Source organism: Parabacteroides sp. KHUB-02 (assembly GCF_056640955.1).
This window is the reverse complement of sequence record NZ_JBWQEV010000001.1, coordinates 2445540-2471981: the sequence shown is the minus strand read 5'-3', so window position 1 is coordinate 2471981 and position 26442 is coordinate 2445540. Positions and strand designations below refer to the sequence as shown.

The window sequence follows — 26442 nt, the reverse complement described above, 5'->3', positions numbered from 1 at the left end:
TGCATAGCAATGGAACAAAACGAAAATCAAGACTCCATACGCGAACGGATACGTGCGTATGCCTTCGACCTCAAACTCCCTCTGGTACGACGCGACATCGACCTGCTTATACAGCAAGGACTTGATGAACGATGGAACCTGTGGATGTTCACGGCCGAACTCCTGCGTCAGGAAAAAGAAAACCGCTCGGAGAACCAGCGTCGGCATCGCATCAAAAATGCCGCGTTCCCACAGTTGCGATACCTCAACGAAATAGATACGGACGCGCTTCCGCCAGAAGCGCGGAAGGCCTTGCCAAACCTTGAGACACTTGATTTCATCAAGGAAGGGCGCAACCTTATACTATACGGGAATCCCGGTACCGGAAAGACCCATCTGGCTACAGCCTTGGGGATTGCGGCCTGTAACGCGGGATACTCCGTACTGTTCACTTCCGTGCCCAGACTGCTTACGCAGATAAGGGAATGCCGGAACGCAATGACACTAAGGGCACTCGAGAACAAGTTCGAACGATACGACATGGTCATCTGCGACGAGTTCGGATACGTTTCTTGTGACAAGGCGGGAGCGGAGATGTTGTTCAACCATCTGTCACTCAGAACTGACAAGAAAACAACCGTCATTACAACAAATCTCGCATTCAACAGATGGGACGAGATTATTGCAGACAAAGTACTAGTTACAGCAATGGTAGACAGGCTAACGCACAAGGCGATTCTACTGAACATGACGGGAAAATCGTACAGAATGAAAGAAACACAAGATATGATAAATAAACAAATTTAATTAACTTTGCAAAACCTATCGGGTGGTACACGTTTCAAATGCTACCCGGGTCCCTTTTCAAGTGTTAGCTACATTCCTTTTTTGGTTACGATTATATAATTCTTCGTAAATTTGCAATGGTAATCATTTCTCTTATCAAGAGATTTTCTCATTCGCTCAACAATACCTCCTTATAGAGATTTCAATATCATACTGTTCGCCTTGTCGATGGCTACGGTGTCTAATGATGCCAGATAGATGCGTGTGGTGGCTTCCGAGTCGTGTCCCATACCCTCACTGATTACCGAGAGCGGTACATTCTTGCTCTTGGCGATGCTCGCCCAAGCGTGACGAGCAACATACAAGGTTAGTGAAACGGATAATCCCAACTCTTTACCGATGATTTTCAGGCAACGGTTGATATTATGGGCTGCATAGATATATTGCTTGCGTTCATCTATATCACCGAAAGGTTTGATGATAGGCAAAAGGTAATTGGATTGCGAAGTATCGTACTTATCCACAATCTCCTGCATACACTTCTCCCATTTGATGAAGAGTTGTTGCCCGGTCTTGCGTCTGCGATAGGATAGTACCCCATTCTGCAAATCCTTTTTTCGTAGGTATGCCATATCCACGAATGACATACCTCGCGTATAGAAGCTCATAAGGAACATATCTCTGGCGAAGTCAAAGGACGGATTCATAGAGAAGTCCATCTCCTTAATTCGCTTGATGACTTTCAGAGGTACGGCTCGCTTGACGGTCTTATCCACTCCCGTATAGACGTGCTTGAACGGGAAGCGTTGTGAGGTAAGTTCCTTCTCTACGGCACGATTATATACTGCTCTGAGATTACGCATATAGAATGATGAAGAGTTTGGACTCACTCCGTTATTCTTCAAATATGCTTCGTATGCCATCATCATATCTGAATCCATATCATCCAACGGCACATCCTTGTCCTCTCGGAAGCGTCTGAAACTGCATAGGGTCGCAGCATATGTTTCCGATGTACGGACTTTACCCAATGCTTTCAGATTGGCAATAACGCCCTCCATAAATGGAAAGAGAAAATTTTCGGGGTTGTCCGATGCAAATTCCGCTATCACATCACCTGCGGTATAATCACAACCGCTATGCTCAAAATCAGCGATGACCTTTTGGAAATGCTTTACATCCATCCGGATTTTGTCGCCAATCTCCGATAGGTGGCGTTTTCTGCTCTCGTTGAACTTGGGTAACACCACCTCCGAAGAGTGACTGTTCCACTCATGGCCGTAGAGACGGTAGCCCGTCTTTTGCTGACGGGCTACACGATTATGGATTACTTGATAGAAAATTGAGCCTTGTCCTCCATCAACCGTTGATGGTCGGAACTTAATCTTTACTGTTGCCATATCTCAATCAGGGTTTTGATTTATTTTGTTTAACCTTACTATTATCCTGCTTGTTCTTAATGGACTTGGCTTTGCTCTCCTGTTCCCTTGCTGCCTGCTCTTTCAAACGTGCTTGCTCGGCAAGGGCGGCTTGTTTACGAACGGCCTCTTCATAGGTTTCTACATCCTCACGCATCTGCTCAATTGCTTCGGCATTGCGGTTGAGTTCAAAGATGTCCTCCAATGTGGCTATCTGCTCAGCCGAAGCATCACCTTTCATCTTGATGTAGCGGTATTTGAGAGAATCATCCTCTTCATCCTTGTTCCGCTGCGACTCAAAGTAATATGCAGACGCTAAGAATGCGATGAAAATCGTATTGAGTGTAATCACAAACCAATCAAGTTTGGAATTGAAGTTCAGATTGATGTTATAGTCATTCTCTCTATGAAGTACTTTGGACTCCTCAATCATCGGTATAAGTGACGCTGTCAACTTTTTAAGGTTTTCAAACTCGTTCTGAATGGCTACAAAATCGGGCTTATTCTTACCTGAAACACCCTTTACATTATCATTGACAACACCGAGGTTTTCACTCAAAGTCTTTGTAAGTTCTTGAATCTTGCGTTCTGTGTACTTACAATTAGCACCTGTAGCATTCTCAACAAGAGCCTTAATTTCTTGAACTAATGCAGTGTTGTCCACATTAGGAACAGCCGAATTACCCTCATTCGGTTGAAACTTTTGCAATTCAATTACTGCGGTTTCGATTCTCTCCAAGCATCCGTAGATGCCTTCCATAAACGACTCATTGTCGTTGTGGTTAAAGTTTTTATTACTCATATCAATTTGTTTTAAGTGTGAAAAATTTGTTTGCTTAGAATCTTATTCCTTGATTCTTCTTTCGCTCCTTCTTCTTTTGTTTCTGCCAAGAAGGTGGTTGCTCTTCCTCTGGTGGAGCATCTGGAACATTTAGCAAGCCCAATCCATTGCACTCAATAAGGCTATCAGTAACACTATAATTTTGCTCTGTTTCTTGCCTTGTCGGTTGCTGTTTAGGTTCAATCTCTGTCTGCGTTTTCGGCATATCCCAACTTAATTGCTCGTTAAGTTTTGAATAACTGAACTGTCTGCTCACATCGGAAGCCTTGAAAGTGTAACCGTCTTTGGTGAAACTCAACCCCTCATTCTTACCCGTTCTTCGGTTAATCTTAAAGGTCATACCTATGCCTTGCTTTTGCAGTTGGTTGCCTAAGTCCCACCATGTCCGACTCCGTTTCAATGCAGCCTTAACAGCATTATGAATCTCATACTTCACCCGTTCAGGATCGTGGAGTTTCTTCACATTGGTCTTGCTCTTATCCTCTGCGTATGTCAATCCGTATTTGTCTTTTAGTTTCTTCGTTGCAATCTCATTTCGCTTAAAATCGTTCTGCGAAGAGATTACCTTACCATCATAGTTTATGCGATTATAAACCAAATGACAATGCGGATTATCGGTGTTATGATGCCTTACCAAGATGAATTGAGTATTCTTAATACCCATCAATTCCATATACTCCAATGCGATTTTGGTCATAAATTCATCCGTTAATAGTGGTGCATCTTCTGGTTTAAAGCTGAGTGCAATATGTCCTAACGGTTGCTTAATTTTCGGATTTAAGAGACATTGACAGTTGAAACTATCAATCATTTCTCTGTTGCTTCCGTGCAAAACGCCGTCAGATGCAATGATTTCGGCATTGTCTTTTCCCATCACATAGCGAATGCATCCACCAAAGGATTTTCCCTTCTTGATTTTGCCTATCATCTGCACCTCCTTTCTTCGGCTTTGTAGTCGCTTAATACCTCCTTCAACTTGGCAAGCAGTTCCATCACTATATTCTTTGCGCGATAGAATCCCATCTGATGCGATAGCTTTGTTAACTGATTGAGATTATTTGCCATACCCGTAAGGTTACGGATTACGGCTGCATCCTCAGCCGAATGTTTGGCAACTATGCGTGCTTCAAAAGCAGCATCTCGAATGTACTCGGCAAGCGTGCGATTGGCGTTCTTGCTTCGGTGGCGTAACTTCTCATAGTCTGGCTTCGAGAACTTCACCGTTACCGATTTTGTGAGTCGTTTCAGAGTGCTTACCTGTGGTCTGCCTCTGGGCTTGGGTTTCGTTATTTTCTTATTATTCATCATTGCGATTTTTACTTGGTTATTGATTTTTCAATTCGTTTTTTCACAATCTGCGACCATCGGGAGCAGATTGCCTCCACTCGGGAGTGGAGCGAGGTTTTTCGGGTGCAATGGCGTCCCCGCTGACATTTTTCGGCATCCCGAAAGATAACCTCGCTACACCCCAAGACTGAGGCTTGCTGCTTCAACCTTCATTTCCGGTTTTCGATAGTTCCGATTGCTTTTTCTGGTTTAGTTACCGTAATGCAGTCCGTCCGAACTGCCGTTGGGCGGTAAGGTAGGCATTGAGGCATTACATTCCTTTCCAATGCTCGAAATCTTCTGAATATAGTTCAATGTGATGGAGAACGATGTTCTCCAATAGTCCTGACATACTCATTCTATCCTCACCGATTTTGCAGGCGAACTTATCGAGCATCTTACGCAACTTACCACTGATGAATACCGGTTTGCGGTCTTCAATTTTGTAAGGTCGCATAAAGGTGTTGCGATACTCCTCCAATGAGAGCTTGCGTTGTTTACTGCTCACTCGGCGTTGGATGGGTGGTGTCGGTGGCTGTTGCTCTACTATATTGGTTGGCGGAACTTCATCTGTCACCTCTGCAACGGAAGGCACTGCTTCCGTTTGGGCTTGCTCCGCTACTGATGGCAGAGGAAGTGGCTTGATGTTTTCAATAGAGAAATCCTCCAATGCTGCATCAATACTCTTCTTTCGACTCTCTTCTATTTGCGAGTTCTGCTCGGAGAAATCCAAACCTGTCATTTCCTGCAACTCTGTTTTACTTAAAGTCTGTTTTTTACTCATTTTTTTGAATGTTTTGAAAGTTAATACTATGGTCTTTGTGCACAATTATGACCGATTATCTGCTGCAAAGAAAATGTGCATACAATTCTACCACAACTAATTAGGTCTATGTAGGCAATTATGAATAGTATTGCTTTTTGGGCTGATTCGTAGGCAGTGCAGACTGCATAATTCTTCCCAAGTTGAACGGGTTATGATGGATTGGGGCGAAACGCTTAATTGAGAGAATTAAGGTCTTAAATCTGATAGCGGATAGACGGACTGCCGAAGTGTCGGGAGTTGGTCTATCCGCTATACTGTTATTATAGAATTAGCGACTATCTGTTTCGGCTGTTCGGAGCAGAAGTTTGGCAGACGGATAGGCATCGGTCTGACAAACGACAATGCTACGGACAAGATCTGAGATGGGCAGTCGCTTGGGATATTCTTATATAATACAGATTACAGTGTTATGTATGCTTAGAAATATATCGTTGTAAACATCTAAAAGTGCCACAAACTGTGCCACATACTGCAACAGCCTCACCGAATGATTGAGGTGTGATAACTTATCTATTACTTCGCACCAACAAAACGAATTTGCATATAAGGAAAGAGCCTAATTCAATGGCTAAATATAGTGTCTGTGATGAAACGATATGACAAGGAATGACACCTGTTGTTAGTGCTATTGAAGTATGAAAATCTCTTCCTTATTTAGCAGTGCGAAACAAGAAAACAAGTGTAATAAATTAAAATAAAGCATATGGATTTAATCATTTTTGAGAGAAAGGCATTTGAGGAATTTGCCACGAAGATTGAGCAGTTCATTCTGCGAGTATCAAACTCACCCGTTGTCAAGAGCGGGAAGAAAAAGACAAACAATTGGCTCGACCATCAGGATGTTTGTCAGCGATTGAAGATTAGCAAGCGTACATTGCAGACCTTGCGTGATAATGGTACGCTTGCCTATACCAAAATCGGCAATCGTACCTACTATCTGCCCGAAGATGTGGAGAGCATTGTAACGAAGGTGGAGGACAGACGAAAAGAAGCCAGATGGCGAGGACGAGAAATCTAATCAATGTATAACAAAAAAAACATTTGAACTATGTATCAAGAAATGCGAACAAAAGACGATGCGTGGATGCAGTCCATTCACGAGAGTATCGACCAACTATCGGAAATACTCGATAGTATGCCCAAAGACAGTGCAGCCTTACAAAACGATGATGAGTATCTATGCGACAAAGAAGTTGCGTATATGCTTAAAGTGAGCCGAAGAACATTGAGCGAGTACCGAAGCAATGGCACATTGCCTTACTATGTTCTCGGTGGGAAAGTTCTGTACAAGCGAAGTGAGATTGAGCAGGCATTGAAACGGGAGTACAACGGCAAGCACCTACTTAATAGTAGTGGATAAATCCCTTCTATATTTTTGGAGGGAGTGAAATTTACCGCTTGCCCTATATTCATCTATTGCAAAATAATAGTGCCCCTATGGATAGAAGCAATAACAGCATACAAATGGGTTATCAATGTAAGAACCCGTTTGTATGCTGTCTGTTTATCTTCTTCTACATTTTCGTCAGTCGTTCATTTCCGTTGCCGTCTGCATTTCTGAGTACAGACATTGAAAGGGGAAAGGTTTTCGGGCTGAATACTCTCCGTAGGAGGAAGATTCAGTCCGAAACGGCTTGCCGCCTGACCTTTCAACTTTCAAGGGCTGATGTACTACCTTCGCAGACGAGCAAAGGAAATGGGCGAATGACGGAATCGGGAAACTCATAATATCGCAGATTGATGATTGACCAAATTCAAATATTACCCTGAACAATGAAGGCAGTATCCATAATTTTGTGTAAATAGAAACGGGATTCAGTTATAAGTTCTCTTATATCTGGATTCTGTTTTCAAAAATAAGCATAAATTGGTTCATAATCAATCCCCAGTTAGTAATCGGCATTGTCCATTTCTTCTCAATCTCCATCAAAGCGAGGTATACCATTTTCTTCACAGCATCATCCGACGGGAATGAAAGCTTTGATTTAGTGTACTTTCTGATTTTTCCATTCAGATTTTCAATGAGATTTGTTGTGTAGATTATTTTCCTGATTTCCAATGGAAACTGGAAGAAAACAGTCAGGTCATCCCAGTTATTCCTCCATGAGAGGATGGCATAAGGGTACTTCCCTCCCCATTTCTTTTCCAGATTATCCAGTTCCACGGCAGCAGCCTCCTTGTTGGGCGCGTTATAGATGTTCTTCATATCGGCTGTAAACTCTTTCTTGTCCTTGTAAACGACATATTTACAGGAGTTCCTGATTTGATGTACAACACATATTTGCGTGGAAGACTGAGGAAATACGGCACGTATGGTGTCGGTAAACCCGTTCAGGTTGTCAGTGCAGGTAATCAGTATGTCCTGTACTCCGCGGGCCTTCAAATCTGTCAGGACACCCATCCAGAATGAAGAACTTTCTGATTTTCCCACCCACATGCCAAGGACTTCTTTCAAGCCGTTCTGTTTCAGACCGACACAGAGATAGACAGTCTTGTTGATGATTTTTCCGTTGTCACGAACCTTGAATACAATACCGTCCATCCAAACGATGAGATAGACAGGATCCAAAGGGCGGTTCTGCCATTCCTGAGCAGCCTGGTTGACTTTGTTCGTAATGATGGAAATGGCTGATGTGGACAGTTCTATTTCATAGATTTCACGCATCTCCTCTTCAATGTCGGACACGCTCATTCCTTTGGAATATAGGGAGATAACAAGTTTCTCTATGGAAAGCCCACGACTCTCGTGTTTGGGAACAACTATGGGATTGAATTCACCGTTACGGTCACGGGGAATAGGTATGACCGCTTCACCGTGTTCAGTTTGGATTTTCTTGGGGTAGCTGCCGTTACGGGAATTACCGCTGTTATGACCGGAAACCGAATTCTTCTCATAACCCAGATGCGCATCCATCTCACCTTCAAGCATTTTCTCCAATACCTGCGCGTGTAACTGCTTCAGAAACTTGCTGACATCAGCTTCTGTCTTGAACTGGCTAAGGAACTCCTTACTTAATACCTCATCAGGCACTACATGATTCTTCTCTTTCATAATTTTCTTCATTTTGCAAAGCTATTAAATAAAAAATACGGAACCCATACTGAATCCCGTATTTTACATTTACACAAAATATTTTATAGTGCCACAATGAAAAATGCACCGTCCTTTTGCTCGTTTATAAAAAAGTTGTACCTTTGTTCCAAGATGAGTTGTACATCAATGCAAATCACGCAAGTATGTAGAAATCAGAACAGTTGCCAACTCATTACCTCGTTCTTGAACTTTCCGCATAAACTTTTTATTCTTAGCGGATTATGAGATTATTCCAAAAATATAGTTTAACTTTGTGCATTATGTTCACCCTAAAAGGGCGATGTGTTGTATATAATATAATGTATAGAGTATGACTTTGCGAAATTTGCTTTTCTGTTTTTTTATGGTGATGATCTCTGTTTCATGTATCCGGGAGGAGGCGCCCAATGCGGAAGCGGATATCTTGTCGTGTACGGTGGATGGCGATATATTGAAAGCCGAGCCGGAGATCGACAACGAATCCGTGACACTGACCGTGAAAAGTGACGCCGATATTACAAACCTAGCCCCGGTATTCACCTTGACTCCCGGCGCTACTATCACTCCGGCTAGTGGTTCCGCTTTTGATTTTACGACGCCGAGAACCTATACGGTAACTTCCGAGGATGGTCACTGGACAAAGACTTATACGGTGCGTTGTATCGTCTCCGGCGTAAGCACGGAATATCATTTCGAGCATATAACGATGGAGCCGAAGAATGGACGTTACCAGATATTCTATGACTTTACATCGAATGGAGATTCCGTGACTTGGGCGAGCGGGAATGCCGGATTTGCCTTGACCAATAATAAATTGGAGCCTTTAGACTTCCCAACCATGCAAGACGATAACGGATATGTCGGTAAATGCGCTAAGTTGGTGACCCGCAGCACGGGTAGTTTCGGTAGCGGATTCGGTATGCCTATCGCCGCCGGAAACCTTTTCATCGGTACGTTTGATTTGCTGAACGCTATTCCGGACGCAAGGAAAGGCACGAGATTGGGACGTCCTTTCGATCATGTGCCGACTTACTTGAGTGGTTATTATAAATATAAAGCGGGTGAGTCGTATAAAGTGAATGGCGAGGAGGTAAAAGGTAAGAAAGACCAATGTGATATCTACGCCATCTTCTATGAGACGGATGAGAATGTGAAATATTTGGATGGTTTCAACGGGCTGACAAGCCCGAACCTGATATCCGTTGCCCGGATCAGCGATCAGAAAGAGACGGATGAGTGGATGCGTTTCTATATCCCGTTCGTGGCTAAGCCCGGTAAGGTGATCGATAAGGATAAGCTGGCGAAAGGTGGTTATCAGTTATCCATAGTCTTCTCTTCGAGTTTGAAAGGTGATGTTTTCGAGGGAGCGGAAGGTAGCACGCTTTGGATCGATGAGGTTGAGATAATCCAGTCCGGTGAGAACTAAAAAAACAGAGGATATGAAAAGATATATAGTATTAATAGGTATACTGTGCTTGTCGGGTGTCGTTACGTTGAAGGCGCAACAGGAAAGAAACCAAGGAATAATCTGGTCTTCCCTAAGGGGATTGGAATATACGGTAAAGGCCGGTATCAATATCGGCGGAACCGCTCCGGTGCCATTGCCTCGTGAGATTCGTGCGATAGATAGTTATCGCCCTACGCTTTGTGTCTCCATAGAGGGCGATATCAAGAAATGGTTCGGCGAGAGCAAGGAATGGGGTATGATGATCGGTCTCCGTCTGGAGAATAAAGGTATGGAGACAAAAGCGACGGTTAAGAATTACAGCATGGAGATCATTGGCTCCGGTGGCGAGAAGCTGAAAGGAAACTGGACCGGCGGCGTGCAGACGAAAGTGGAGAACTCTTATTTCTCGATACCGGTCGTGGCTCTTTACCAATTGAATAACCGGGTGAGTTTCTCGGCGGGACCATTTGTCTCGTTCGCTACAAACCGGAACTTCTCCGGCTACGTATACGACGGATATCTGCGTGAGATCAATCCTACCGGTACGAAGGTGGAGTTTTCTGGTGACAACCGTGCTTCCTATGATTTCTCGGATAACTTAAGAAAGTTTCAGTGGGGAGCGCAGATCGGTACAGAATGGAAAGCGTTTAAGCACCTTATCGTATACGCTGACTTGACATGGGGATTGAACGATATCTTCCAAAAGGATTTCGATACGATTACCTTCGGGATGTATCCGATCTATCTGAACGTAGGCTTCGGATATGCGTTTTAGGAATTGATATGAATCAAAATAAGGCTATCCCGGACAAGGATAGCCTTTTTTATTAAAAGATTATTATGGAAATAAATTATTTTTTATAACTTTGGGGCAATAATTCTCAGACCAAGTTACATTTTATCTTATATTATTAACAAAATTACCATGAAAGAAAACACTAAGAAGGGCGTAAGCCGTAGAGAGTTTTTGGGTCTTTCCGCACTAGGATTGGCTAGTTTAACAATTCTTCCCAGTTGGGCCATGAATGGCGTTCGTATCGCTCCGAGCGATCGAGTCGTTTTAGGTTTTATCGGCCTAGGTCAGCAAGCATTATCAGACTTTAAAGGATTTGCCGCATGTCCGGGCGTACAGGTTGCCGCATGTTGTGACGTGGACACGATGAAAACAGAGCGTTTCAGAAGACGTGTCGCTGAATGGCAAGCCTCAAAGGGAATGAACCAACGTTGTGATCAATATGAGTTTTACGAGGATTTGCTGGAGCGTAAGGATATCGACGCTATCGAGGTCGCTACCCCGGACCATTGGCATGCCTTGGCTACGATCCATTCTTGCCAGTCCGGAAAAGACGTGTATTGCCAGAAACCGTTGGCTTATACGATCGCTGAAGGTTTGGCTATGGTAAAAGCCGTACGTAATAACAAACGTGTGCTTCAAGTAGGTAGCCAGCAACGTTCCAGCAGAGAGTTCCAAGCTGCGATCGATATGGTTCAGAATGGAGCCATCGGTCATATAGAGAAAATATATGCACGTGTAGGTGAGCCTCCTACGCCGCTGAGCTTGCCGGAAATGCCGGTTCCCGCTAATTTGAACTTCAATCAGTGGATGGGTCCGTTGAACGATCCGAAGATCCATTATCATCCCGATTTATGTCCTCCTATTTCTCTGGACCCGGAAGAGAACGAGAAACTATGGGGTGCATGGCGTTGGTATCAAGAGACCGGTAATGGTTATACCGCTGACTGGGGCGCTCATATGTTCGATATCGCCCAAGCCGCTATCGGTATGGATGGCTCTGGTCCGGTAGAGTTTACACCTAAGGGATACAATGGCACGCAATATTCAACCATGCGCTATGCGAATGGTATCGTAATGACTGAACAACCTTATTTGGAGGATAATCCGGATGCGCAGGGTATTAAGTTTGTTGGTGATAACGGTTGGATCGAGGTAGCTCGTGGCTACATCAACTGCTCTGATCAGTCTAAGATCCCCGCCGACTTGAAGAATTTGATCGAGAAGCGCCCGAGAATGATGACTCCGGAAGAGCGTAAGAAGATGTATGAGGAATATATGAAGAAGCTGAAAGACAGCAAAAAGAAGGGTAACGATGCGGGTAATTATGAGACTAGTGCTCCGCATATGCAGAACTTCATCGACTGCGTTCGTTCACGTGAGAATCCGATCGCACCGGTTGAGGTAGGTTGCAGTACGAATACGCTTTGCTGTTTACAGAATATTGCCCGTGAGCTAGGCCGTCCGGTTAAATGGAACCCGGCTACATTAAGCTTCGGTAATGATAAGGAGGCGGCTTCCCACCGTTTGTACTGGTATCAATATCGCAACCCGTATTCATTGCCTTATTTCTGTAAATAAGCCTATTTAAATAGAATGATGTTATGAGTAACAGACGGGATTTCTTAAAAAATATCTCTCTCTTTACCGCTGGTGGATTGCTGGCTGGTAAAGCCGGTTCCGTAAATGCGGCGAACGCTGCGTTGGGAGTTGTGGATGAGGTCCATGCCAGCAAAGAGATTGGCTTGCAGATCTATTCTTTATCCCAAGAATTATATAAAGGTGACGTGGCCGCTAATCTTCGGAAGGTGAAGGATATGGGATACTCCAAGCTGGAGTTGGCGGGTTATGGTAAAGGCGCTATCGGAGGTGTTCCTATGATGGACTTCAAGAAAATGGCGGAAGACGCAGGCTTGAAGATCATTAGCTCGCACGTGAATCCGGTAGACGCATCTATCTCTGACCCTTTTAAGGCTATGATTTTCAAATACTCGAAGGAGGTTACCCCAAAGATCATGGAGTATTGGAAAGCTACGGCTGCCGATCATGCGAAACTAGGCTGTAAATATTTGATCCAGCCGATGATGCCGACGATTACTACGCACGATGAGGCTAAACTTGTTTGCGATATTTTCAACCAGGCCTCGGATGTTATCAAGGCGGAGGGTATCGCCACTGGTTTTGGCTATCATAATCATAATATGGAGTTCAATCGTGTCGCGACGAAAGAGCAACAGGAGAAGGTGAAAGGAAATCCTTTCGCCGCTTTCATGAAAGTTGGAGACCAGATTTATGACTTGATGCTGAAAGACACGGACCCGAGCAAGGTTTACTTCGAGATGGATGTTTATTGGACTGTCATGGGACAAAACGATCCTGTCGAGTATATGCAGAAACATCCGGATCGTATCAAGGTATTACATATCAAGGATCGTGCCGTATTCGGCCAAAGTGGTATGATGAACTTTGAGATGATATTCAAGCAAATGTATGCGAACGGAATCAAAGACTATTTCGTAGAGTTGGAGCAGATGCCAGACGGACGTACTCAATTTGCGGGTGTGAAGGATTGCGCCGACTATTTGATCAAGGCTCCTTTTGTAAAATGAAGTAACAATCGATAGATCGTAAGCCTCGGGGTTAATAGACTCCGGGGCTTTTTTATTAGATGAAAGGCAACATAAACGGGTCTATTTTGTTTTTATAAAAAGAAGTTTATATCGCAAAAATCAAGGAAAGGATGAGTTCTAGGATAAGGAAGATATTGAAACATACGGTGATCGCTGTTTTATCGCTGGCTGTATTGTTCCTAGTTTTGAATCTTTTCCTGACAGGTCGTTTGGAGCGGTACCTGAAAAGAGAACTGATAGAGCGTACGGCGAATGCTACGGATGGTTTTTATCGCCTTTCTTTCGATAAGCTTTCTATTAGCTTCTTCAAGGGAGAGCTAAGGCTAGAGGGTATTTCATTGGAGCCGGACTCTAAGGTCTTTGAACATTGGGCCGCCTTGGATAGCTTGCCCGATACCTATGTAAGTACCCGGATTGAGGTGATAGATTTTAAGGGAATTAATTTGGTATGGCGTTGGAATTACCGGCAACTCCATTTCAATACCTTTGAGATCCGCTCGCCGGAGGTTCGTGTATACGGTTCTTCCGGATCAAACCCGTTAGTTTCCGGACTGGCGGCAGATACGGTAGAGCATGCCGAATCGAAGACCTTGTACGAGGTGATCTCTCCATACATAGATGCCCTGAGCGTAAAGACCTTGAACTTGGAAAATGCCAGTATCTCTTATAATGTGGAAAACCAAGTCTCGCCGATTATCTATACGTTGAATAACGTAAGTTTCCATGCGTATGGTTTTATGTTGGATTCTACCTCTTCACGGAGCGGGAAGCTGTTGTATTGCGATAACTTCGATTTTGTCACGAACCAGCCGCAAACCTTGTTGGTAAATAATGATTTTAAGTTGGAGACGGATAGTATATGCCTCAGTACCCAAGATTCCATTATCTATATCCAAAAAATCCAATTGCTTCCGCAAGAATTATTGTGGGGGGAGACCAATCGGAAACCAACGAATTATCTGGAAGGGAAGGTACAAACCGTAGAGATACAAGGGATTCACTTTAGACGGGAAGAAGCCTTGAACTATTTGTCCGCCCGTAATTTTGAGATACAATCTTCGGATATTAAGGTGTATGACTTGACTCGGGAGAAGAAGCAGGCGAATGCCGATGCGGATTCTTTGGTGCAAGCCTTATCGTTATATGATGTGATCTCTCCGGTACTACATAGTATATCCGTGGATCAAATACGAATAGAGCGAACCGCACTTCACTATTCCTTAGCCTTGAAAGGGCAGATAGAGGACTTCTCGATCCCTGAGTTTAATTTCCATGCGGAAGGTCTTCTGATCGACTCCTTGGTAGCTCCGGGCGAGGAACTGAATTATTTTCGTTCCATTGCGTTTGAGGCGAATGATATACAAGGGATCATGAGGGCTCGTAATCATCGGTTCGATATTAAGCGTTTGGCGATGAATACGGCCTTAGGCTCGTTTCATATAGATAGCATGCGACTACGTCCGTTGTCGGTCCGCTCCCGTAATGATTATTTGTCGGGAAGTATCGATACGATCCGGATAGACGGGTTGGCGTACGACAAAGGTGTTAGCGCAGATTTACTGAAGGTTCGGTCGCCTCGCTTGGTTTATTATAAAACGCCTTCTGTTGAATCTCCGGATAAAGGAAAAAGCGCATCTGTAAATAGCCGTGTGGATGTGGAAAGTTTGTTAAATCCTTTCCTTCAGTATCTTTCCATCCGTAAGATCCAGATTCAGAACGCAAATGTGACATTGGAGGATCGTGAGATAAATGACACGACCCGGTACCGACTCAACGGCCTTAATTTCTTTGCTACGAATTTCTTGGTGGATGAGCAAACGAACCGGAGTGGGCAATTGTTTTTCAAGTATGATCATTTTGGTCTTAGTTTCCGGGATTTCGATAACTATTTACCGGGGAAGGATCTGCGTGTGACTATAAGAAAAGGTTCGCTATCCACCGTAAACGGCTCTTTCCGTCTACAGGATGTGACTTTGGCTGCTAAAAAAGACTCGATACGTTTTTCAACCCCATTGATTTCTTTAACGGGAATCCGGATTCCCAAGAATAGCATCTATCAGATCGGGTTTGACCGATTTGATTTATCCGATGGTGATTTTTCTATGTCTTGGGGATCGGATACGACAATATTGCGGACTGAGAGCCAAAAGGATATCCAATTGGCTTTGGAGAATGTGTTTGTGGATTTGAAGAAGAAGACGTTTCAATTAGGTGATCTTCAGCTACAGACGAAGGATATCGATATACCGTTGGATAACGGCTTCTACCATTTGAAAATCGGGGGGCTGGATTTGAGAGAGTCAGGTTTGAGGTTGGATCACGTACATTTAGTCTCGCCTTATTCTAAAATGGAATTCGCTTATAAACAGCCTAAGCATCAAGATTGGTTTGACGTGAAGGTTGGGAACGTGAGATTGACCGACGTGGATATTCCCGGATATTTCTCAACCAAGGAATTACATGTGGGAGGGCTCTGGATAAACGATGTCTTATTACAAAACTTAAAGAACCGGAAGATCCCGGTGGAGCCTCATATCGTCCCGATGATTTATGAGGGTTTGCAAAAGGCTCCGGTCCGTTTCAAGATAGATACGGCTTCCATTGCCAATTTCTCCGTGGTTTATGAGGAATTGCCTGTTAAAGGTGACAAACCCGGTAAGCTTTATTTTACCGATATGAACGGCCAATTCTCAGGATTGACCAATATCGTTTCCTATCCGGAGCAATTCATCAGATTGCATGCGGACGGGAACCTGATGGGATCGGGGCATTTCACGGCTACATGGCAACTCCCCGTGGATTCATTATATGACCGCTTTCTATTGGATGCCCGTTTGGATAGCCTAGACTTGCTTTCCTTAAATGAGATCATAAAACCTCTGGCGCCGGCGGAAGTAGTGAGCGGTTGGGCACAGGATGTGGTCTTTCATATGGATGCCTCAAGCCGGAAAGGCCGGATACGGTTAGACTTCCCGTACCGGAAATTGAAAGTGGCTTTATTGAAAGAGAAAGACGGAGAGACCACACAAAAAGGTTTCTTGTCGAGATTGGCGAACTTAGTTCTACGGGATAATAATCCGGCTCATCCGGAGCGAAAAGATAGTAAATTGCGTAAGGTCGATATGGAAATTGTGCGAGATCCGTATCATTCCACGTTTAACTATCTATGGCAGATGCTAAGACCAGCCTTGGTGGAATCAGTTGGAGTCTCGAAAAAAGAACAGGATGCGGCCTTGAAAGTGGCAGGTTTCTTCACGAAGGTAAAGCGCTTTTTCGGTCTCGATAAAAAGAAGGATAAGCGGGAGGAGATTGATACAAATAATAAGGAAATAGAACCTTTAAAAGAATAAATAATGGAATATACAGTAAATCACTATCCGGAGAAACATCGTTTCGAGGTAGTAGAAGACGGCTTGACAGCCTATGTGGAATATCGTTTAAGAGGAGATGCCTTGGACATTATCCATACCATTGTCCCAAAAAACTTGGAAGGGCGTGGGATTGCGGCGACTCTTGTTGAAACAGCTTATAAATACGCAAAGGAACAGGGGTTGCGCCCTTTGGCTACCTGTTCCTATGCGGTTGTGTGGTTAAAACGCCATCCGGAGTTTTAATCCTTGATCGTAATACCTAACATTCTAGCGATGTCCAGTGCTTGTAAGGAGGTTACGGTAGCACCTTTCAACTCTCCTCCGGGAATCGAGCCAATACGTATACCGGCGATCTCGGAGGAAGTAAGATCGATCCCTTTCAAAGAGGTCCGGTGAAACTCGGCCTCTACTAAATTACAATGTTCGAATTCTACGTTCGTAAATTGGCAATTGTCCAATCCGCCTCCTCGTAAAAAGCATTGATTAAAAGATACGTTCCGGAGTTTGCTCATGGAGAAGATTACATAATCTCCTTTGCAATCCCGGATGGTAGTATGATTAAAGATCGATTCGGAGAAATTCGTTCCGGTAAGTTTACATCCAATGAACTCTACCCGGTAAAAGCCACATCCGGATAAATTTATATTTGATAGATCACAGTTCTTAAATACCACATCGCTAAACTGAGATTTACGATAATTGCAAGCAATGAAACCACAATTGGTGAATAAGCAGGAATTAACGGATAGGTTCTGTTTAGATACGTCCTCGACGCATAATCCATTGAAAGAACATTCCGCAAAATCATCCTCTTGTCTGGATATACAATCCATCCAGTCCACATCCTCCCGTAAGTTTTTTACCAATCTAGGCGCTGTTATTTTCAACATGTTATTGTTTCCTATTTTAATTTAGATGGTAAAGATAACGGATTTGGGCTAAATAAACGATATCTTTACTTTATAGTTCATTTTAGCAATATCGGAAAAGTGTGTTCGGGATAATTCTTCTACTTTTGCCTTGAAATCCTAAGAATCATGCGAATAAAGACAACGACAAAGACAGAGTATCAACAACGTATCAATGTATTGGTTGAATACATAAATAATCACTTAGGCGAGGATATCGATCTAAATAAGCTGGCGGAGATATCCGGATTCTCTCGTTGGCATTTTCATCGGATCTTTGCGGAGTTCTTAGGGGAACCGGTTGGTACGTTTATCGTTAGGATGCGGGTTGAGACGGCCGCTCGGCTTTTGCGTTACACGGAAATACCTGTCAAGGAGATCGCCTATAAGGTAGGATATGACGTACCCTCTTCTTTGTCTAAGGTTTTTCGCCAGTTTTATGGGATTTCTCCAAATGAATATAGAAACAATAAAGATTATGTAATTATGGAACCGAATAGAATAATGCCCGATATGGAATTGAAGGTCGAGGTAAAAGATTTACCCGGCAAACAAGTAGCCTACATTCGTCTAAACGGAGGGTATAAAGAAATCGATTATCCGGGAACTTGGATGCGCTTGCTCCAATTCGCCAAGGAGCAAAACATCCAGCCATTGAGTTTTTCACCGATCTGCTTGTACCATGATGATCCGAAAGTGACCTCACCGGATAAGCTGCGTACCGATATTTGTATGGAAGTCGCTCCTTCGGTTTGCCCTAAAGGGGAGATTGGTACGAAAAAGGTATTGGAAGGGCGTTTTATGGTCGCTCTTTATAAGGGAACTTATCAGCAATTAGGGGCTGTGTATGATACGCTTTACGGCAAATATCTCCCCGAGATGGGTCTTTCCTTACGAGAAGTGCCTAGCGGCGAGATCTACTTGAATGATCCTCGTAATACGAAGCCGGAGGATTTATTGACTCAGATTTATGTGGCGGTAGAATAATAAGAGCTAGAGAGGTTTCTGAAGTGAATAAATGAATTAATCTTGATTGCCGTCTTCTATAATTAGCGGCAATCAAGATTTTTAATATTTTAGATGCGATAGTATGATGTGATAACTTATATACTTGCTTTTACAAATTCATTATCGATCCAATAAGTCGCTTCTTCGGAAGTGAATTTCAATATACAATAGCTCGGATCTATTACTCCTCCAGGGAAATGAGCGAACATCCAGTCAGACCAAAGGGCTTTCTTGATTTCCATATCGGAAACGATCTCGACCTTACCCGTTAACACGATACTGTCTCCTCCTTTCATAAAGCAAACTCCGGCTTTCGGGTTGAGTTGGAATTGTATTGTCTTATCAGAGAACGTGCCTGTAGAGAACCATATTTGGGAAATACCATCCGCTTTTATTTTTCCCATAGGAACCGGACGGGGATAACCCTCTTCCGTAACAGATGCGAGCATAGCGGTATCACATTCCGTTAATATGGAAATTGCTTTTTCCTCGATTAGCTTGAGGTCTATCATCTGGACGGGTATACATAAATCGATCATACATTTATCTTGTGGATGTTGATCGAGGGGGATGCTTTGATAGATCTCGAATGATTTGCCCGCACAAGGTTTGCATTGGTGTTTGGATGTAAGCGTGTACATCAAGCTCCATGCGGCGGGTATTTCATCCGTTCCTATCTCAAAATGCCCGATCGCATAAAGTCCTCCGGATAATAATCCTTTTGAGATCTCATTTTCTCCCTCTACCTCTTGAGGCACTGTTAAACCGATATCCACACTTAACTCCTTTCCTTCGTGTTGGTAAACTGATATAAGTTTATTTGCTGGACCGGTTATAAGTCCTTTTGGCCCGGCCCATTGCATAAGCTTTCTGATAGAGCTTGGGATAAAGCTTATATCTCCTTGATGATGAAGATACACGATGTGTGTAGCTTGTAGTTCTTTTAGTTCAAAAGTGTAATTCATAAGATTCTTATTTGTAAAAGTTCAATAGTGCAAACATACGGAATGACTATTCTTTCTGGTTGTAAAAAAACGACTTTTTATGTGATAGATTCTTGCGATTTTATTTTTAATCAAATATAAGTAAGCGGTTCATCCGCAGGATTTGGTAAAGTAAGGAAGTAAGAGGGAACGTCTCCCGCTAAACGCTTGAATTCTTTGATAAAGTGGGAATGGTCATAGTAGCCGCAATCTAAGGCGATGCTGCTTAAGTCCGTGTGTGGGGCGTTCCTCAGTACTTCTATGGCATATTGGAATTTTATGATCCGGCTGAATTCTTTGGGAGTATATCCGGTGGCATCCTTGAACTTACGTTGGAAATGCCGCTGGCAAATGCAAATCTTGTCGATCAAGTTTTGTACGGGTAGCTGTCCGCAGGACTGTTTTATAAATGAGGTGGCGTATATAATTTGTCTGTCTACTTGAATGGATTGGGTGAGAAGGCGTATAAGATAGCCTTCGATAATGCGGATACGGACGGAATCGTCCGGCTGTTCGCAAAGCATCTCGGCAAAGGAATTATCGAATAAAAGGTTAATATCTGAAGACTGGATGCGAAGATCGGCAAACTGTCCCAAAGGCTCATTCGTGAAAGCGGCCAATCCACAGGGTTGAAAACGGACCCCCAGCATGTGCAGGGTATTTGTCGTGGCAGTCAGATCCGAATAAACCCGCATAGGACCAACGAAATAGGAACGATAAGGTTGCATGATCATCGAATGCTCGTCCGTAGGGACGGTCATGTTACCGATTGAGAAGATAAAGTCGGTGCATCCGTCCGCGAGGATCTTAAAACGTGTCCCGATGTCGGTAAAGCCTTTGAACACCCAGAACTTGTCGATAAAGGGCGCTAAGGCTGCGCAGGGGGTAAATTCGTGATACATAGTGCTTCTTTCGCTTGTTTTATACGGCGAAGATACTATTAAAAAATCATAGTTATGAAATTTTCAAAACATAGTTATGAGTTGAACAGATCATAACTATGTTTTTTTATTTGTTTTTATAGGAGTGGGAGATAGTCGGCATATCCCTCTTCTTCCATCTTTGCTTTAGGGATAAATCTTAATGATGCGCTGTTGATGCAGTATCGTAACCCACCTTTGTCGGCTGGGCCATCATTAAAAACGTGCCCTAGATGTGCATCTCCTGTTTTGCTGCGTATCTCAATCCGTTTCATCCCGTGGGAAAGATCCGTTTTTTCCATCACCAAGCTCTTGTCTATCGGCTTGGAGAAACTAGGCCATCCGCAACCCGAATCAAACTTATCGGTAGAGATAAACAAAGGTTCCCCGGTCGTGATATCTACGTAGATGCCTTCACGCTTTTCATTCCAATATTCATTCTTGAAAGCTCTTTCCGTAGCGTTTTGCTGTGTTACCGCATATTGCTCGGCGGTGAGTTTAGAGCGCAATGTCTGATCATCCGGTTTCTGGAATTTCTTTTGCGATACAGGCTTGTTCGAGGCTTTCCCCTTATTAGCCTTTCGGGCGAAATCGAATAGATCCGGGCTTATGTGGCAATAACCGTCCGGGTGTTTATCTAAATAATCCTGATGATAGTCTTCTGCCGGATAGAAATTACTTAATGGCTGAATCTCTACGACGATGGGCTTGGTATAATTCTTGGCCAATGCCTCCACGGTCTCTTTGATGATCGGCAGATCGTCCGTATTCGTATAATAGATGCCGGTACGATACTGTGATCCGATATCGTTGCCTTGCCGGTTGATACTTGTCGGATCTATCGTCTTGAAGAATAGTTCGATCAATAACTTCAAATCGGCTTGTCGCGGATCGTAGCTAACTTCCACAGTCTCTGCGAATCCGGTATTATCGTTACACACTTGTTCGTAAGTCGGGTTTTTGATACTCATCTTCCCGTTTGCGTAACCTACTCGGGTATTCGTAACGCCATCGATTTGCTTCATGAAATGTTCTGTTCCCCAGAAACATCCACCGGCAAAATAAATTTCACTTTGGGTATTCATTCTTGTTGTTTTTGAAAGTTGATCACTCATTTTTGTTTGTGCGATTACTAAACCGCTTGCCAATAGCAAAACGATTGTCAAAATTACATGTTTCATCTTATATATTTGTAGTTATATAACCTAAATAATAAAAAAATGGTTTCAACTAAAAGTGGTCATGCCTTCATGCGGAGGATTGGCTGTTGTTTGATCTTTGTCCCACCAAACACCTCGCTCATATCCATATGGTCAAGAGCCGTGTCTATCTGATTGATCTCGGCGGGATTTATCTTTATATCCACAGCCCCCGCATTCTCTTTTAGCCGGCAGAGATGACGAGTTCCGGGAATAGGAACGATCCACGGCTTTTTTTGTAGCATCCAAGCTAGGGATATTTGTGCGGGAGTAGCATGATGCTCATCGGCCAGATGGTTTATGAGATCTAGAAGAGGCTTGTTCCTCTCGAAACTTTCTTTTTTGAATTGCGGCATAGTTGCCCGGTAATCATTTTGAGGGTTGAATACGCTTTTGACATCATAGCAAGCAGAAAGTAAACCGTTTGCCAATGGCGAGAAAGCAACGAAGCCAATGCCTAATTCTTCTAGAGAGGGGAAAAGGTTTTCATGCCAACGTGCCATCATGGAATAACGATTTTGTATGGCGGTTATAGGACAGACCTTATGCGCACGGCGAATATAGTCCTCGCCCGCCTCTGATATACCCCAATGCAATACTTTGCCTTCCTTGATCAAGTAGGCCATCGTGTCAGCTACCTCTTCCGGTTCTACTTGGGGATCTATGCGATGCTGATAGTAAAGGTCAAGATGGTCTGTCTTAAGTCTGGCTAAAGAGCCTTCCACGGCTAAACGAATCGACTTCAGTTTAGAATTCGGGATAAGGGGATAAGGACCACATTCGCTAGACTTATCAAAAGTGAGTCCAAACTTAGTAGCGATCACGATTTTATCACGAAATGGCTTTAAGGCATCGCCTAAAAGCTCCTCATTGTCATGAGGATTCGTGTTTGTACCATATACTTCGGCCGTATCGAAGAAGGTATATCCCATATCAACAGCGAGGGCTAACAATTCCGTCATCTCTTTTCTGTCGGCAGGCGCTCCATAAGCATGGCTCATACCCATGCAACCCAATCCTATAGTGGAGACCCTAAGTCCGCTTAATCCCAAAACTCTGTATTCCATATTTATTTATATTTTATCTGAGCGCAAAGTTGGGAAGAAGTATCTCCACCGGTGTAACAACAATTGCGGATATAAATACAATTATTTCGGTTTTCTGTAAAAATGGTGATACAATCCGTAATCTGTATTCATTCTGTATGATTGGGTAAATGTATCTTAGCGGTCAAAAAATAATAGAATATGAAGAGTAAAATTATTGTAGCTTTATTAATTATGAACATGGTAATAAGTGCTTCCGCACAAAATCAGAATCAGTATGGATTGGTATATCGCGATGCGATAAGTGAAAATGTGGTTGGAAAAGTAACTATACATCCTGTCTCGTATGAGGTTGGAGGTATAGGGGTAGTGGCGAATATCTATACTCCTGCGAATTATGATTCCTCAAAAGAGTATGTAGCTATTGTTGTTGCTCATCCTAATGGGGGCGTGAAAGAACAAGTTGCGGGTCTCTATGCGCAACGGCTGGCAGAGCTTGGATATATAACTATCGCTGCCGATGCGCGTTATCAAGGAGCAAGTGGTGGTGAGCCTCGGAATACAGATCGTCCGGCCAACCGGATAGAAGATATTCATGGTATGGTGGATTTCATATCTCAATATCCGGGTGTAGATGCCAGTCGTATAGGTGCGCTTGGTATTTGTGGCGGTGGAGGTTACACGCTTGGGGCTGCACAGGGTGATAAACGGATAAAGGCGGTCGCTACACTCAGCATGTTTAATTCGGGGCGTGTACGTCGTAATGGTTTTCAGGATTCCCAGATAAATACCATACAACAACGTTTAACCCAAGCGGCTGAGGCTAGAAATGAAGAGGCCAAAGGCAAAGTTCTATACACGGGTGAGATGAATATCTCCGATGAGGAGGCGGCGAAACTACCGTTTGCCCTATATCGTGATGGTTATGAGTATTACTTTAAAACCCATGCTCATCCGAATTCGACATTTCGCTATACCATGAGCAGTTTATTGGATCTTATGACTTGGGATGCTACGGATCATATCGACTTGATCGACCAGCCTTTGCTATTGATCGCCGGAAGTGATGCCGATACAAAATATATGTCTGACGAAGCTTTTGAAAAGGCTACCGGAACAAAAGATAAAGAGATGTATCTTATTCCAGGAGCGGAGCATATCAAAACTTATTTTGTCCCGGAATATGTGAATCTAGCGGTAAATAAAATGAAAGATTTCTTCGGGATGAAATTGTAATTTGATTAAATTTGTACGATCTAAAATGGGGGTATCATGAAATATGACAAAGATAGTGTTATTATCTCTGATAGTCTGAATGGGCTTGGGACAGATATTTATAAAGAGTATCTGTCTCATGCCTTGTGTTTGGGTGGAGCATGTAAATTCGAGTTCAATGGAAATCCATTCGAGTTACATGAAGGGGATTGTATGATTGTGCGTAAAGGAAAACTGGTTGAGAAGATCACCCCATCTGCGGATTTTAAGGTTAAAGTCATTTATGTCACTCCCCAATTCATTGAGCTTTGTACTCCCCAGAGTAATTATGGAATGAAAGGCCAGTTATCTTTGTTCCTGAATCCTGTGATGCGTCTGGATCGCGAGCAACAGGATATCTGTAAGAAAGATTTCGAGAATATAGAGTATAGGTTTAACAATGAAAACCATAATTTTTATCGTGACATAATGATTAATGTGATCCAGACAATGATTCTGGATTTCTTCGATTTTCACTCACATATTTATGGGGAGGAGAAGATCTCGGCCCAATATGCCTCCATTATGAGTAAGTTCCTGCAAATGCTGGAAGATGGGGTTTATCGCCAGCATAGAGACGTTACATACTATGCCTCGGAATTATGCGTGACGCCGAAGTATTTATCGGAAGTGACGAAAAAGGTGAGTGGCTATGCGGCAAATTATTGGATTAACCGTTATACGATATTGGATATATCACGGCTTTTGCGTGATAAGTCATTATCTTTCGTTTATATTTCCGATTTGTTTGGTTTCTCTTCTCCCTCTTATTTCAGCCGTTATGTGCAGCATAATTTAGGTATAAAGTCCTCAGATTATAGGGAGTGACCTTGTAAGCTAGCTTCACTCCTTTCCTTTTCGGTAAAATTTGTAGTTGACACCGACTTTTTTGTATTGTCTCAAAACTCCTTTGGTCGTAACTTCGCAACGAAGAATAGGTATAAATAGATGATGGAAAACTATTTATATATAATGTATAATCAAATTAATAAAGCCATGCAAAAAATTATGAGATCATTATTTATCGCGACATTGTTGTTGGTATCGATGGGAATGGGTGCCTATGCGCAGGAAACAAAAAAGACATTTACTCCGGAACAGCAGGAGATGATAGATTTGTCTAATGCGAAATGGAAATGGATGTCAGAAAAAGATGTGGATAAGCTCGACGCCCTCTTCCACGAGAACTCTATGTTTGTACATATGGGTGGTTCGTGGGGTAAGCAGCCGGAGCTTGATGTGATCCGTACGGGAAACATACATTACAAGCATGCGGAGATACATGATGTAGATGTTAAATTCGCCGGTTGCGCCGGAATCGTATATAGCCGTATTCATCTTAATTCGGTAGTTGGTGGTAGGGAGGTCAGGTTCCCTTTCATCGTGACTGAGACGTACGTGAAGGAAGACGGACAATGGAAACTTGCTACCTTAGCATTTACTCGTACGGTAGGAGAATAATGATAAATACATATGAATATGAGACAGAACTTTCTAATCCGGCTTTTCTGCCTATGTTTGTTCCCGGTTTTCACCATGGCGCAAAATATGGATAATTTCAGACAACCGTACCCCTTGGGTACTAAGTTGCCGGAAGCGTCCGCGAAGAACTTCATTGGTCAGGCGTATATCGCTCCGATTACGGTTAATAGGGAGCTGAATGTCCCAATGTCTAATGTCACTTTTGAGCCTCGTTGCCGGAATAATTGGCATTATCATAAAGGGGGGCAGATACTTGTCGCGTCAGCAGGCATAGGCTACTATCAGGAAAAGGGGAAACCGGCCAGAAGATTGTATCCGGGGGATATCGTGGAAATTGCGCCTGACGTGATTCACTGGCATGGGGCGGCTCCGGATAGCTGGTTTGCTCACGTTGCCGTAAGTTGCAATCCTCAAACGAATGAGGCGGTGTGGCTCAGTCCGGTGGGAGAGAAGGAATATCAAGAAGCGACAAGCCAAGCGGAGAATGTGTATGCCGAAGCAAACCGGGTATTGGAAGCCAGGGAACAAGCCATTGTCTCTATCGCGGCGTACACGGGCAAGGGAGACTTGGCGCATCTGAGACAGGCGCTTGTGAAAGGACTTGAATCCGGTATGACCGTTAATGAAGTAAACGAAGTACTAATACATGCCTATGCTTATTGTGGATTTCCTCGCAGCTTAAGAGCCATACAGACATTTATGCAAGTCATTGAAGAGAGAAAAAACATGGGAATTAAAGATGTAGAGGGTCGTGAAGCCTCTGCTATCGAGGACGGTGGGAGTCGATATGAGCGGGGACGGGATATTCTGGCGGAAATATCGGGTACGTCTGCTTCTGTCCCTAAAACCGGATATGCGGTATTTGCCCCGACGATCGAACGTTTCCTCAAGGAACATCTGTTCGCGGACCTTTTTGAGCGCGACTTATTGACATATAGGGAGCGTGAATTGGCGACCGTGTCTGTATTGGCAGGCGTTGGCGGTGTTGAACCTATGGCTTACGGCCATATGTCAATTTGCTTGCATCTGGGTATTACGCCAGAGCAACTTACGGCTTTGCTAAATATCGTAGAGATAAACCTAGGGAAAAAGAGTTCAGATCCATTACGTGATGTGCTCGGACAATTAACGGATAAAAAATGAATCAGAAGA

The 26442-nt window shown here is 43.4% G+C and carries 25 protein-coding genes and 1 pseudogene; 14 read left to right on the top strand and 12 right to left on the bottom strand.

Going from position 1 to position 26442, the window contains the following annotated elements:
- Positions 1 to 9: 9 nt before the first annotated feature.
- Complete coding sequence (istB, locus tag ACYIA1_RS10920) at positions 10 to 786, top strand: IS21-like element helper ATPase IstB (protein ID WP_016272400.1); 777 nt, start codon at positions 10 to 12, stop codon at positions 784 to 786.
- 170 nt (positions 787 to 956) lie between these two features.
- On the opposite strand, the gene ACYIA1_RS10915 is transcribed toward istB, so the two are convergent.
- The 5 genes from ACYIA1_RS10915 to ACYIA1_RS10895 form a co-directional block, all read right to left on the bottom strand.
- A complete protein-coding gene (locus ACYIA1_RS10915) occupies positions 957 to 2165 on the bottom strand; it encodes a site-specific integrase (RefSeq protein ID WP_016661783.1) in 1209 nt (402 codons plus the stop codon).
- A 7-nt stretch (positions 2166 to 2172) separates the two neighbouring features.
- The gene (locus ACYIA1_RS10910; RefSeq protein WP_016661782.1) at positions 2173 to 2985 is read right to left on the bottom strand and encodes a hypothetical protein; all 813 of its coding nucleotides are present in this window, start codon (positions 2983 to 2985) and stop codon (positions 2173 to 2175) included.
- A gap of 34 nt (positions 2986 to 3019) precedes the next feature.
- Entirely contained in the window at positions 3020 to 3952 is a 933-nt protein-coding gene (locus ACYIA1_RS10905) for a relaxase/mobilization nuclease domain-containing protein (RefSeq protein ID WP_016661781.1), read from the bottom strand.
- Positions 3949 to 4332, bottom strand: a complete 384-nt coding sequence (locus tag ACYIA1_RS10900) for a plasmid mobilization protein (protein ID WP_016661780.1) — start codon at positions 4330 to 4332, stop codon at positions 3949 to 3951. The genes ACYIA1_RS10905 and ACYIA1_RS10900 overlap by 4 nt, the downstream gene beginning before the upstream one ends.
- A gap of 289 nt (positions 4333 to 4621) precedes the next feature.
- Positions 4622 to 5134: a DUF3408 domain-containing protein gene (locus ACYIA1_RS10895; protein ID WP_016661779.1), complete on the bottom strand. Its 513-nt coding sequence runs from the start codon at positions 5132 to 5134 to the stop codon at positions 4622 to 4624.
- A gap of 745 nt (positions 5135 to 5879) precedes the next feature.
- Here ACYIA1_RS10895 and ACYIA1_RS10890 point away from each other — a divergent pair.
- Both ACYIA1_RS10890 and ACYIA1_RS10885 read left to right on the top strand, forming a co-directional pair.
- Positions 5880 to 6194 (top strand): helix-turn-helix domain-containing protein, encoded by a 315-nt coding sequence (locus tag ACYIA1_RS10890; protein ID WP_016661778.1) that lies wholly within the window; start codon positions 5880 to 5882, stop codon positions 6192 to 6194.
- 30 nt (positions 6195 to 6224) lie between these two features.
- Positions 6225 to 6536: a helix-turn-helix domain-containing protein gene (locus ACYIA1_RS10885; RefSeq protein WP_016661777.1), complete on the top strand. Its 312-nt coding sequence runs from the start codon at positions 6225 to 6227 to the stop codon at positions 6534 to 6536.
- Positions 6537 to 7007: 471 nt separating this feature from the next.
- Here ACYIA1_RS10885 and ACYIA1_RS10880 read toward each other — a convergent pair whose 3' ends face one another.
- Entirely contained in the window at positions 7008 to 8228 is a 1221-nt protein-coding gene (locus tag ACYIA1_RS10880) for an IS256 family transposase (RefSeq protein WP_233550293.1), read from the bottom strand.
- Positions 8229 to 8580: 352 nt separating this feature from the next.
- On the opposite strand from ACYIA1_RS10880, the gene ACYIA1_RS10875 reads away from it, so the two are divergent.
- From ACYIA1_RS10875 to ACYIA1_RS10850, 6 genes are all read left to right on the top strand, one after another.
- The gene (locus tag ACYIA1_RS10875; RefSeq protein ID WP_048927579.1) at positions 8581 to 9675 is read left to right on the top strand and encodes a PCMD domain-containing protein; all 1095 of its coding nucleotides are present in this window, start codon (positions 8581 to 8583) and stop codon (positions 9673 to 9675) included.
- A gap of 13 nt (positions 9676 to 9688) precedes the next feature.
- Entirely contained in the window at positions 9689 to 10471 is a 783-nt protein-coding gene (locus tag ACYIA1_RS10870) for a porin family protein (protein WP_048927580.1), read from the top strand.
- Positions 10472 to 10621: 150 nt separating this feature from the next.
- The gene (locus ACYIA1_RS10865) at positions 10622 to 12070 is read left to right on the top strand and encodes a Gfo/Idh/MocA family protein (protein ID WP_057317133.1); all 1449 of its coding nucleotides are present in this window, start codon (positions 10622 to 10624) and stop codon (positions 12068 to 12070) included.
- A gap of 23 nt (positions 12071 to 12093) precedes the next feature.
- Positions 12094 to 13098 carry a sugar phosphate isomerase/epimerase family protein gene (locus ACYIA1_RS10860; protein ID WP_195283820.1) on the top strand — a complete coding sequence of 335 codons (1005 nt, stop codon included), beginning with the start codon at positions 12094 to 12096 and terminating at the stop codon, positions 13096 to 13098.
- A gap of 131 nt (positions 13099 to 13229) precedes the next feature.
- On the top strand, positions 13230 to 16469 hold the full coding sequence (locus tag ACYIA1_RS10855; RefSeq protein ID WP_250788223.1) for a DUF748 domain-containing protein: 3240 nt from the start codon (positions 13230 to 13232) through the stop codon (positions 16467 to 16469).
- Between the two features lie 3 nt (positions 16470 to 16472).
- The gene (locus ACYIA1_RS10850; protein ID WP_005864416.1) at positions 16473 to 16733 is read left to right on the top strand and encodes a GNAT family N-acetyltransferase; all 261 of its coding nucleotides are present in this window, start codon (positions 16473 to 16475) and stop codon (positions 16731 to 16733) included.
- Here ACYIA1_RS10850 and ACYIA1_RS10845 read toward each other — a convergent pair.
- Positions 16730 to 17380 carry a pentapeptide repeat-containing protein gene (locus ACYIA1_RS10845; protein WP_005864417.1) on the bottom strand — a complete coding sequence of 217 codons (651 nt, stop codon included), beginning with the start codon at positions 17378 to 17380 and terminating at the stop codon, positions 16730 to 16732. The two genes, ACYIA1_RS10850 and ACYIA1_RS10845, sit on opposite strands and share 4 nt — an antisense overlap.
- 147 nt (positions 17381 to 17527) lie before the next feature.
- Here ACYIA1_RS10845 and ACYIA1_RS10840 point away from each other — a divergent pair, with 147 nt between their 5' ends.
- On the top strand, positions 17528 to 18385 hold the full coding sequence (locus ACYIA1_RS10840; RefSeq protein ID WP_195318854.1) for an AraC family transcriptional regulator: 858 nt from the start codon (positions 17528 to 17530) through the stop codon (positions 18383 to 18385).
- A gap of 116 nt (positions 18386 to 18501) precedes the next feature.
- Here the strand turns inward: ACYIA1_RS10840 and ACYIA1_RS10835 are convergent, their stop codons facing one another.
- From ACYIA1_RS10835 to ACYIA1_RS10815, 5 genes and pseudogenes are all read right to left on the bottom strand, one after another.
- Positions 18502 to 18918 (bottom strand): pyridoxamine 5'-phosphate oxidase family protein, encoded by a 417-nt coding sequence (locus ACYIA1_RS10835; protein WP_227154481.1) that lies wholly within the window; start codon positions 18916 to 18918, stop codon positions 18502 to 18504.
- A 15-nt stretch (positions 18919 to 18933) separates the two neighbouring features.
- A pseudogene (locus ACYIA1_RS10830) lies at positions 18934 to 19371 on the bottom strand (AraC family transcriptional regulator); the annotation flags it as partial.
- A gap of 110 nt (positions 19372 to 19481) precedes the next feature.
- Positions 19482 to 20291: a helix-turn-helix domain-containing protein gene (locus tag ACYIA1_RS10825; protein ID WP_057317138.1), complete on the bottom strand. Its 810-nt coding sequence runs from the start codon at positions 20289 to 20291 to the stop codon at positions 19482 to 19484.
- A 116-nt stretch (positions 20292 to 20407) separates the two neighbouring features.
- The gene (gene msrB / locus ACYIA1_RS10820; RefSeq protein WP_196008837.1) at positions 20408 to 21490 is read right to left on the bottom strand and encodes a peptide-methionine (R)-S-oxide reductase MsrB; all 1083 of its coding nucleotides are present in this window, start codon (positions 21488 to 21490) and stop codon (positions 20408 to 20410) included.
- Between the two features lie 59 nt (positions 21491 to 21549).
- Complete coding sequence (locus tag ACYIA1_RS10815; protein WP_270645959.1) at positions 21550 to 22575, bottom strand: aldo/keto reductase; 1026 nt, start codon at positions 22573 to 22575, stop codon at positions 21550 to 21552.
- A 180-nt stretch (positions 22576 to 22755) separates the two neighbouring features.
- On the opposite strand from ACYIA1_RS10815, the gene ACYIA1_RS10810 reads away from it, so the two are divergent.
- The 4 genes from ACYIA1_RS10810 to ACYIA1_RS10795 all read left to right on the top strand — a co-directional run bounded on the left by ACYIA1_RS10810 (position 22756) and on the right by ACYIA1_RS10795 (position 26433).
- Complete coding sequence (locus tag ACYIA1_RS10810) at positions 22756 to 23790, top strand: alpha/beta hydrolase (protein ID WP_270645960.1); 1035 nt, start codon at positions 22756 to 22758, stop codon at positions 23788 to 23790.
- Positions 23791 to 23826: 36 nt separating this feature from the next.
- Positions 23827 to 24636, top strand: a complete 810-nt coding sequence (locus ACYIA1_RS10805) for a helix-turn-helix domain-containing protein (RefSeq protein WP_146374962.1) — start codon at positions 23827 to 23829, stop codon at positions 24634 to 24636.
- Positions 24637 to 24816: 180 nt separating this feature from the next.
- Positions 24817 to 25269 carry a nuclear transport factor 2 family protein gene (locus tag ACYIA1_RS10800; RefSeq protein WP_034527285.1) on the top strand — a complete coding sequence of 151 codons (453 nt, stop codon included), beginning with the start codon at positions 24817 to 24819 and terminating at the stop codon, positions 25267 to 25269.
- A gap of 12 nt (positions 25270 to 25281) precedes the next feature.
- Positions 25282 to 26433 (top strand): cupin domain-containing carboxymuconolactone decarboxylase family protein, encoded by a 1152-nt coding sequence (locus ACYIA1_RS10795; RefSeq protein WP_122368793.1) that lies wholly within the window; start codon positions 25282 to 25284, stop codon positions 26431 to 26433.
- Positions 26434 to 26442 lie beyond the last annotated feature (9 nt).

Coding starts and splice junctions, on each gene's coding strand:
- istB (WP_016272400.1), top strand. CDS start 10: ATGGAACAAAACGAAAATCAAGACTCCATACGCGAACGGATACGTGCG.
- ACYIA1_RS10915 (WP_016661783.1), bottom strand. CDS start 2,165: ATGGCAACAGTAAAGATTAAGTTCCGACCATCAACGGTTGATGGAGGA.
- ACYIA1_RS10910 (WP_016661782.1), bottom strand. CDS start 2,985: ATGAGTAATAAAAACTTTAACCACAACGACAATGAGTCGTTTATGGAA.
- ACYIA1_RS10905 (WP_016661781.1), bottom strand. CDS start 3,952: ATGATAGGCAAAATCAAGAAGGGAAAATCCTTTGGTGGATGCATTCGC.
- ACYIA1_RS10900 (WP_016661780.1), bottom strand. CDS start 4,332: ATGATGAATAATAAGAAAATAACGAAACCCAAGCCCAGAGGCAGACCA.
- ACYIA1_RS10895 (WP_016661779.1), bottom strand. CDS start 5,134: ATGAGTAAAAAACAGACTTTAAGTAAAACAGAGTTGCAGGAAATGACA.
- ACYIA1_RS10890 (WP_016661778.1), top strand. CDS start 5,880: ATGGATTTAATCATTTTTGAGAGAAAGGCATTTGAGGAATTTGCCACG.
- ACYIA1_RS10885 (WP_016661777.1), top strand. CDS start 6,225: ATGTATCAAGAAATGCGAACAAAAGACGATGCGTGGATGCAGTCCATT.
- ACYIA1_RS10880 (WP_233550293.1), bottom strand. CDS start 8,228: ATGAAAGAGAAGAATCATGTAGTGCCTGATGAGGTATTAAGTAAGGAG.
- ACYIA1_RS10875 (WP_048927579.1), top strand. CDS start 8,581: ATGACTTTGCGAAATTTGCTTTTCTGTTTTTTTATGGTGATGATCTCT.
- ACYIA1_RS10870 (WP_048927580.1), top strand. CDS start 9,689: ATGAAAAGATATATAGTATTAATAGGTATACTGTGCTTGTCGGGTGTC.
- ACYIA1_RS10865 (WP_057317133.1), top strand. CDS start 10,622: ATGAAAGAAAACACTAAGAAGGGCGTAAGCCGTAGAGAGTTTTTGGGT.
- ACYIA1_RS10860 (WP_195283820.1), top strand. CDS start 12,094: ATGAGTAACAGACGGGATTTCTTAAAAAATATCTCTCTCTTTACCGCT.
- ACYIA1_RS10855 (WP_250788223.1), top strand. CDS start 13,230: ATGAGTTCTAGGATAAGGAAGATATTGAAACATACGGTGATCGCTGTT.
- ACYIA1_RS10850 (WP_005864416.1), top strand. CDS start 16,473: ATGGAATATACAGTAAATCACTATCCGGAGAAACATCGTTTCGAGGTA.
- ACYIA1_RS10845 (WP_005864417.1), bottom strand. CDS start 17,380: ATGTTGAAAATAACAGCGCCTAGATTGGTAAAAAACTTACGGGAGGAT.
- ACYIA1_RS10840 (WP_195318854.1), top strand. CDS start 17,528: ATGCGAATAAAGACAACGACAAAGACAGAGTATCAACAACGTATCAAT.
- ACYIA1_RS10835 (WP_227154481.1), bottom strand. CDS start 18,918: ATGATAGACCTCAAGCTAATCGAGGAAAAAGCAATTTCCATATTAACG.
- ACYIA1_RS10825 (WP_057317138.1), bottom strand. CDS start 20,291: ATGTATCACGAATTTACCCCCTGCGCAGCCTTAGCGCCCTTTATCGAC.
- msrB (WP_196008837.1), bottom strand. CDS start 21,490: ATGAAACATGTAATTTTGACAATCGTTTTGCTATTGGCAAGCGGTTTA.
- ACYIA1_RS10815 (WP_270645959.1), bottom strand. CDS start 22,575: ATGGAATACAGAGTTTTGGGATTAAGCGGACTTAGGGTCTCCACTATA.
- ACYIA1_RS10810 (WP_270645960.1), top strand. CDS start 22,756: ATGAAGAGTAAAATTATTGTAGCTTTATTAATTATGAACATGGTAATA.
- ACYIA1_RS10805 (WP_146374962.1), top strand. CDS start 23,827: ATGAAATATGACAAAGATAGTGTTATTATCTCTGATAGTCTGAATGGG.
- ACYIA1_RS10800 (WP_034527285.1), top strand. CDS start 24,817: ATGAGATCATTATTTATCGCGACATTGTTGTTGGTATCGATGGGAATG.
- ACYIA1_RS10795 (WP_122368793.1), top strand. CDS start 25,282: ATGAATATGAGACAGAACTTTCTAATCCGGCTTTTCTGCCTATGTTTG.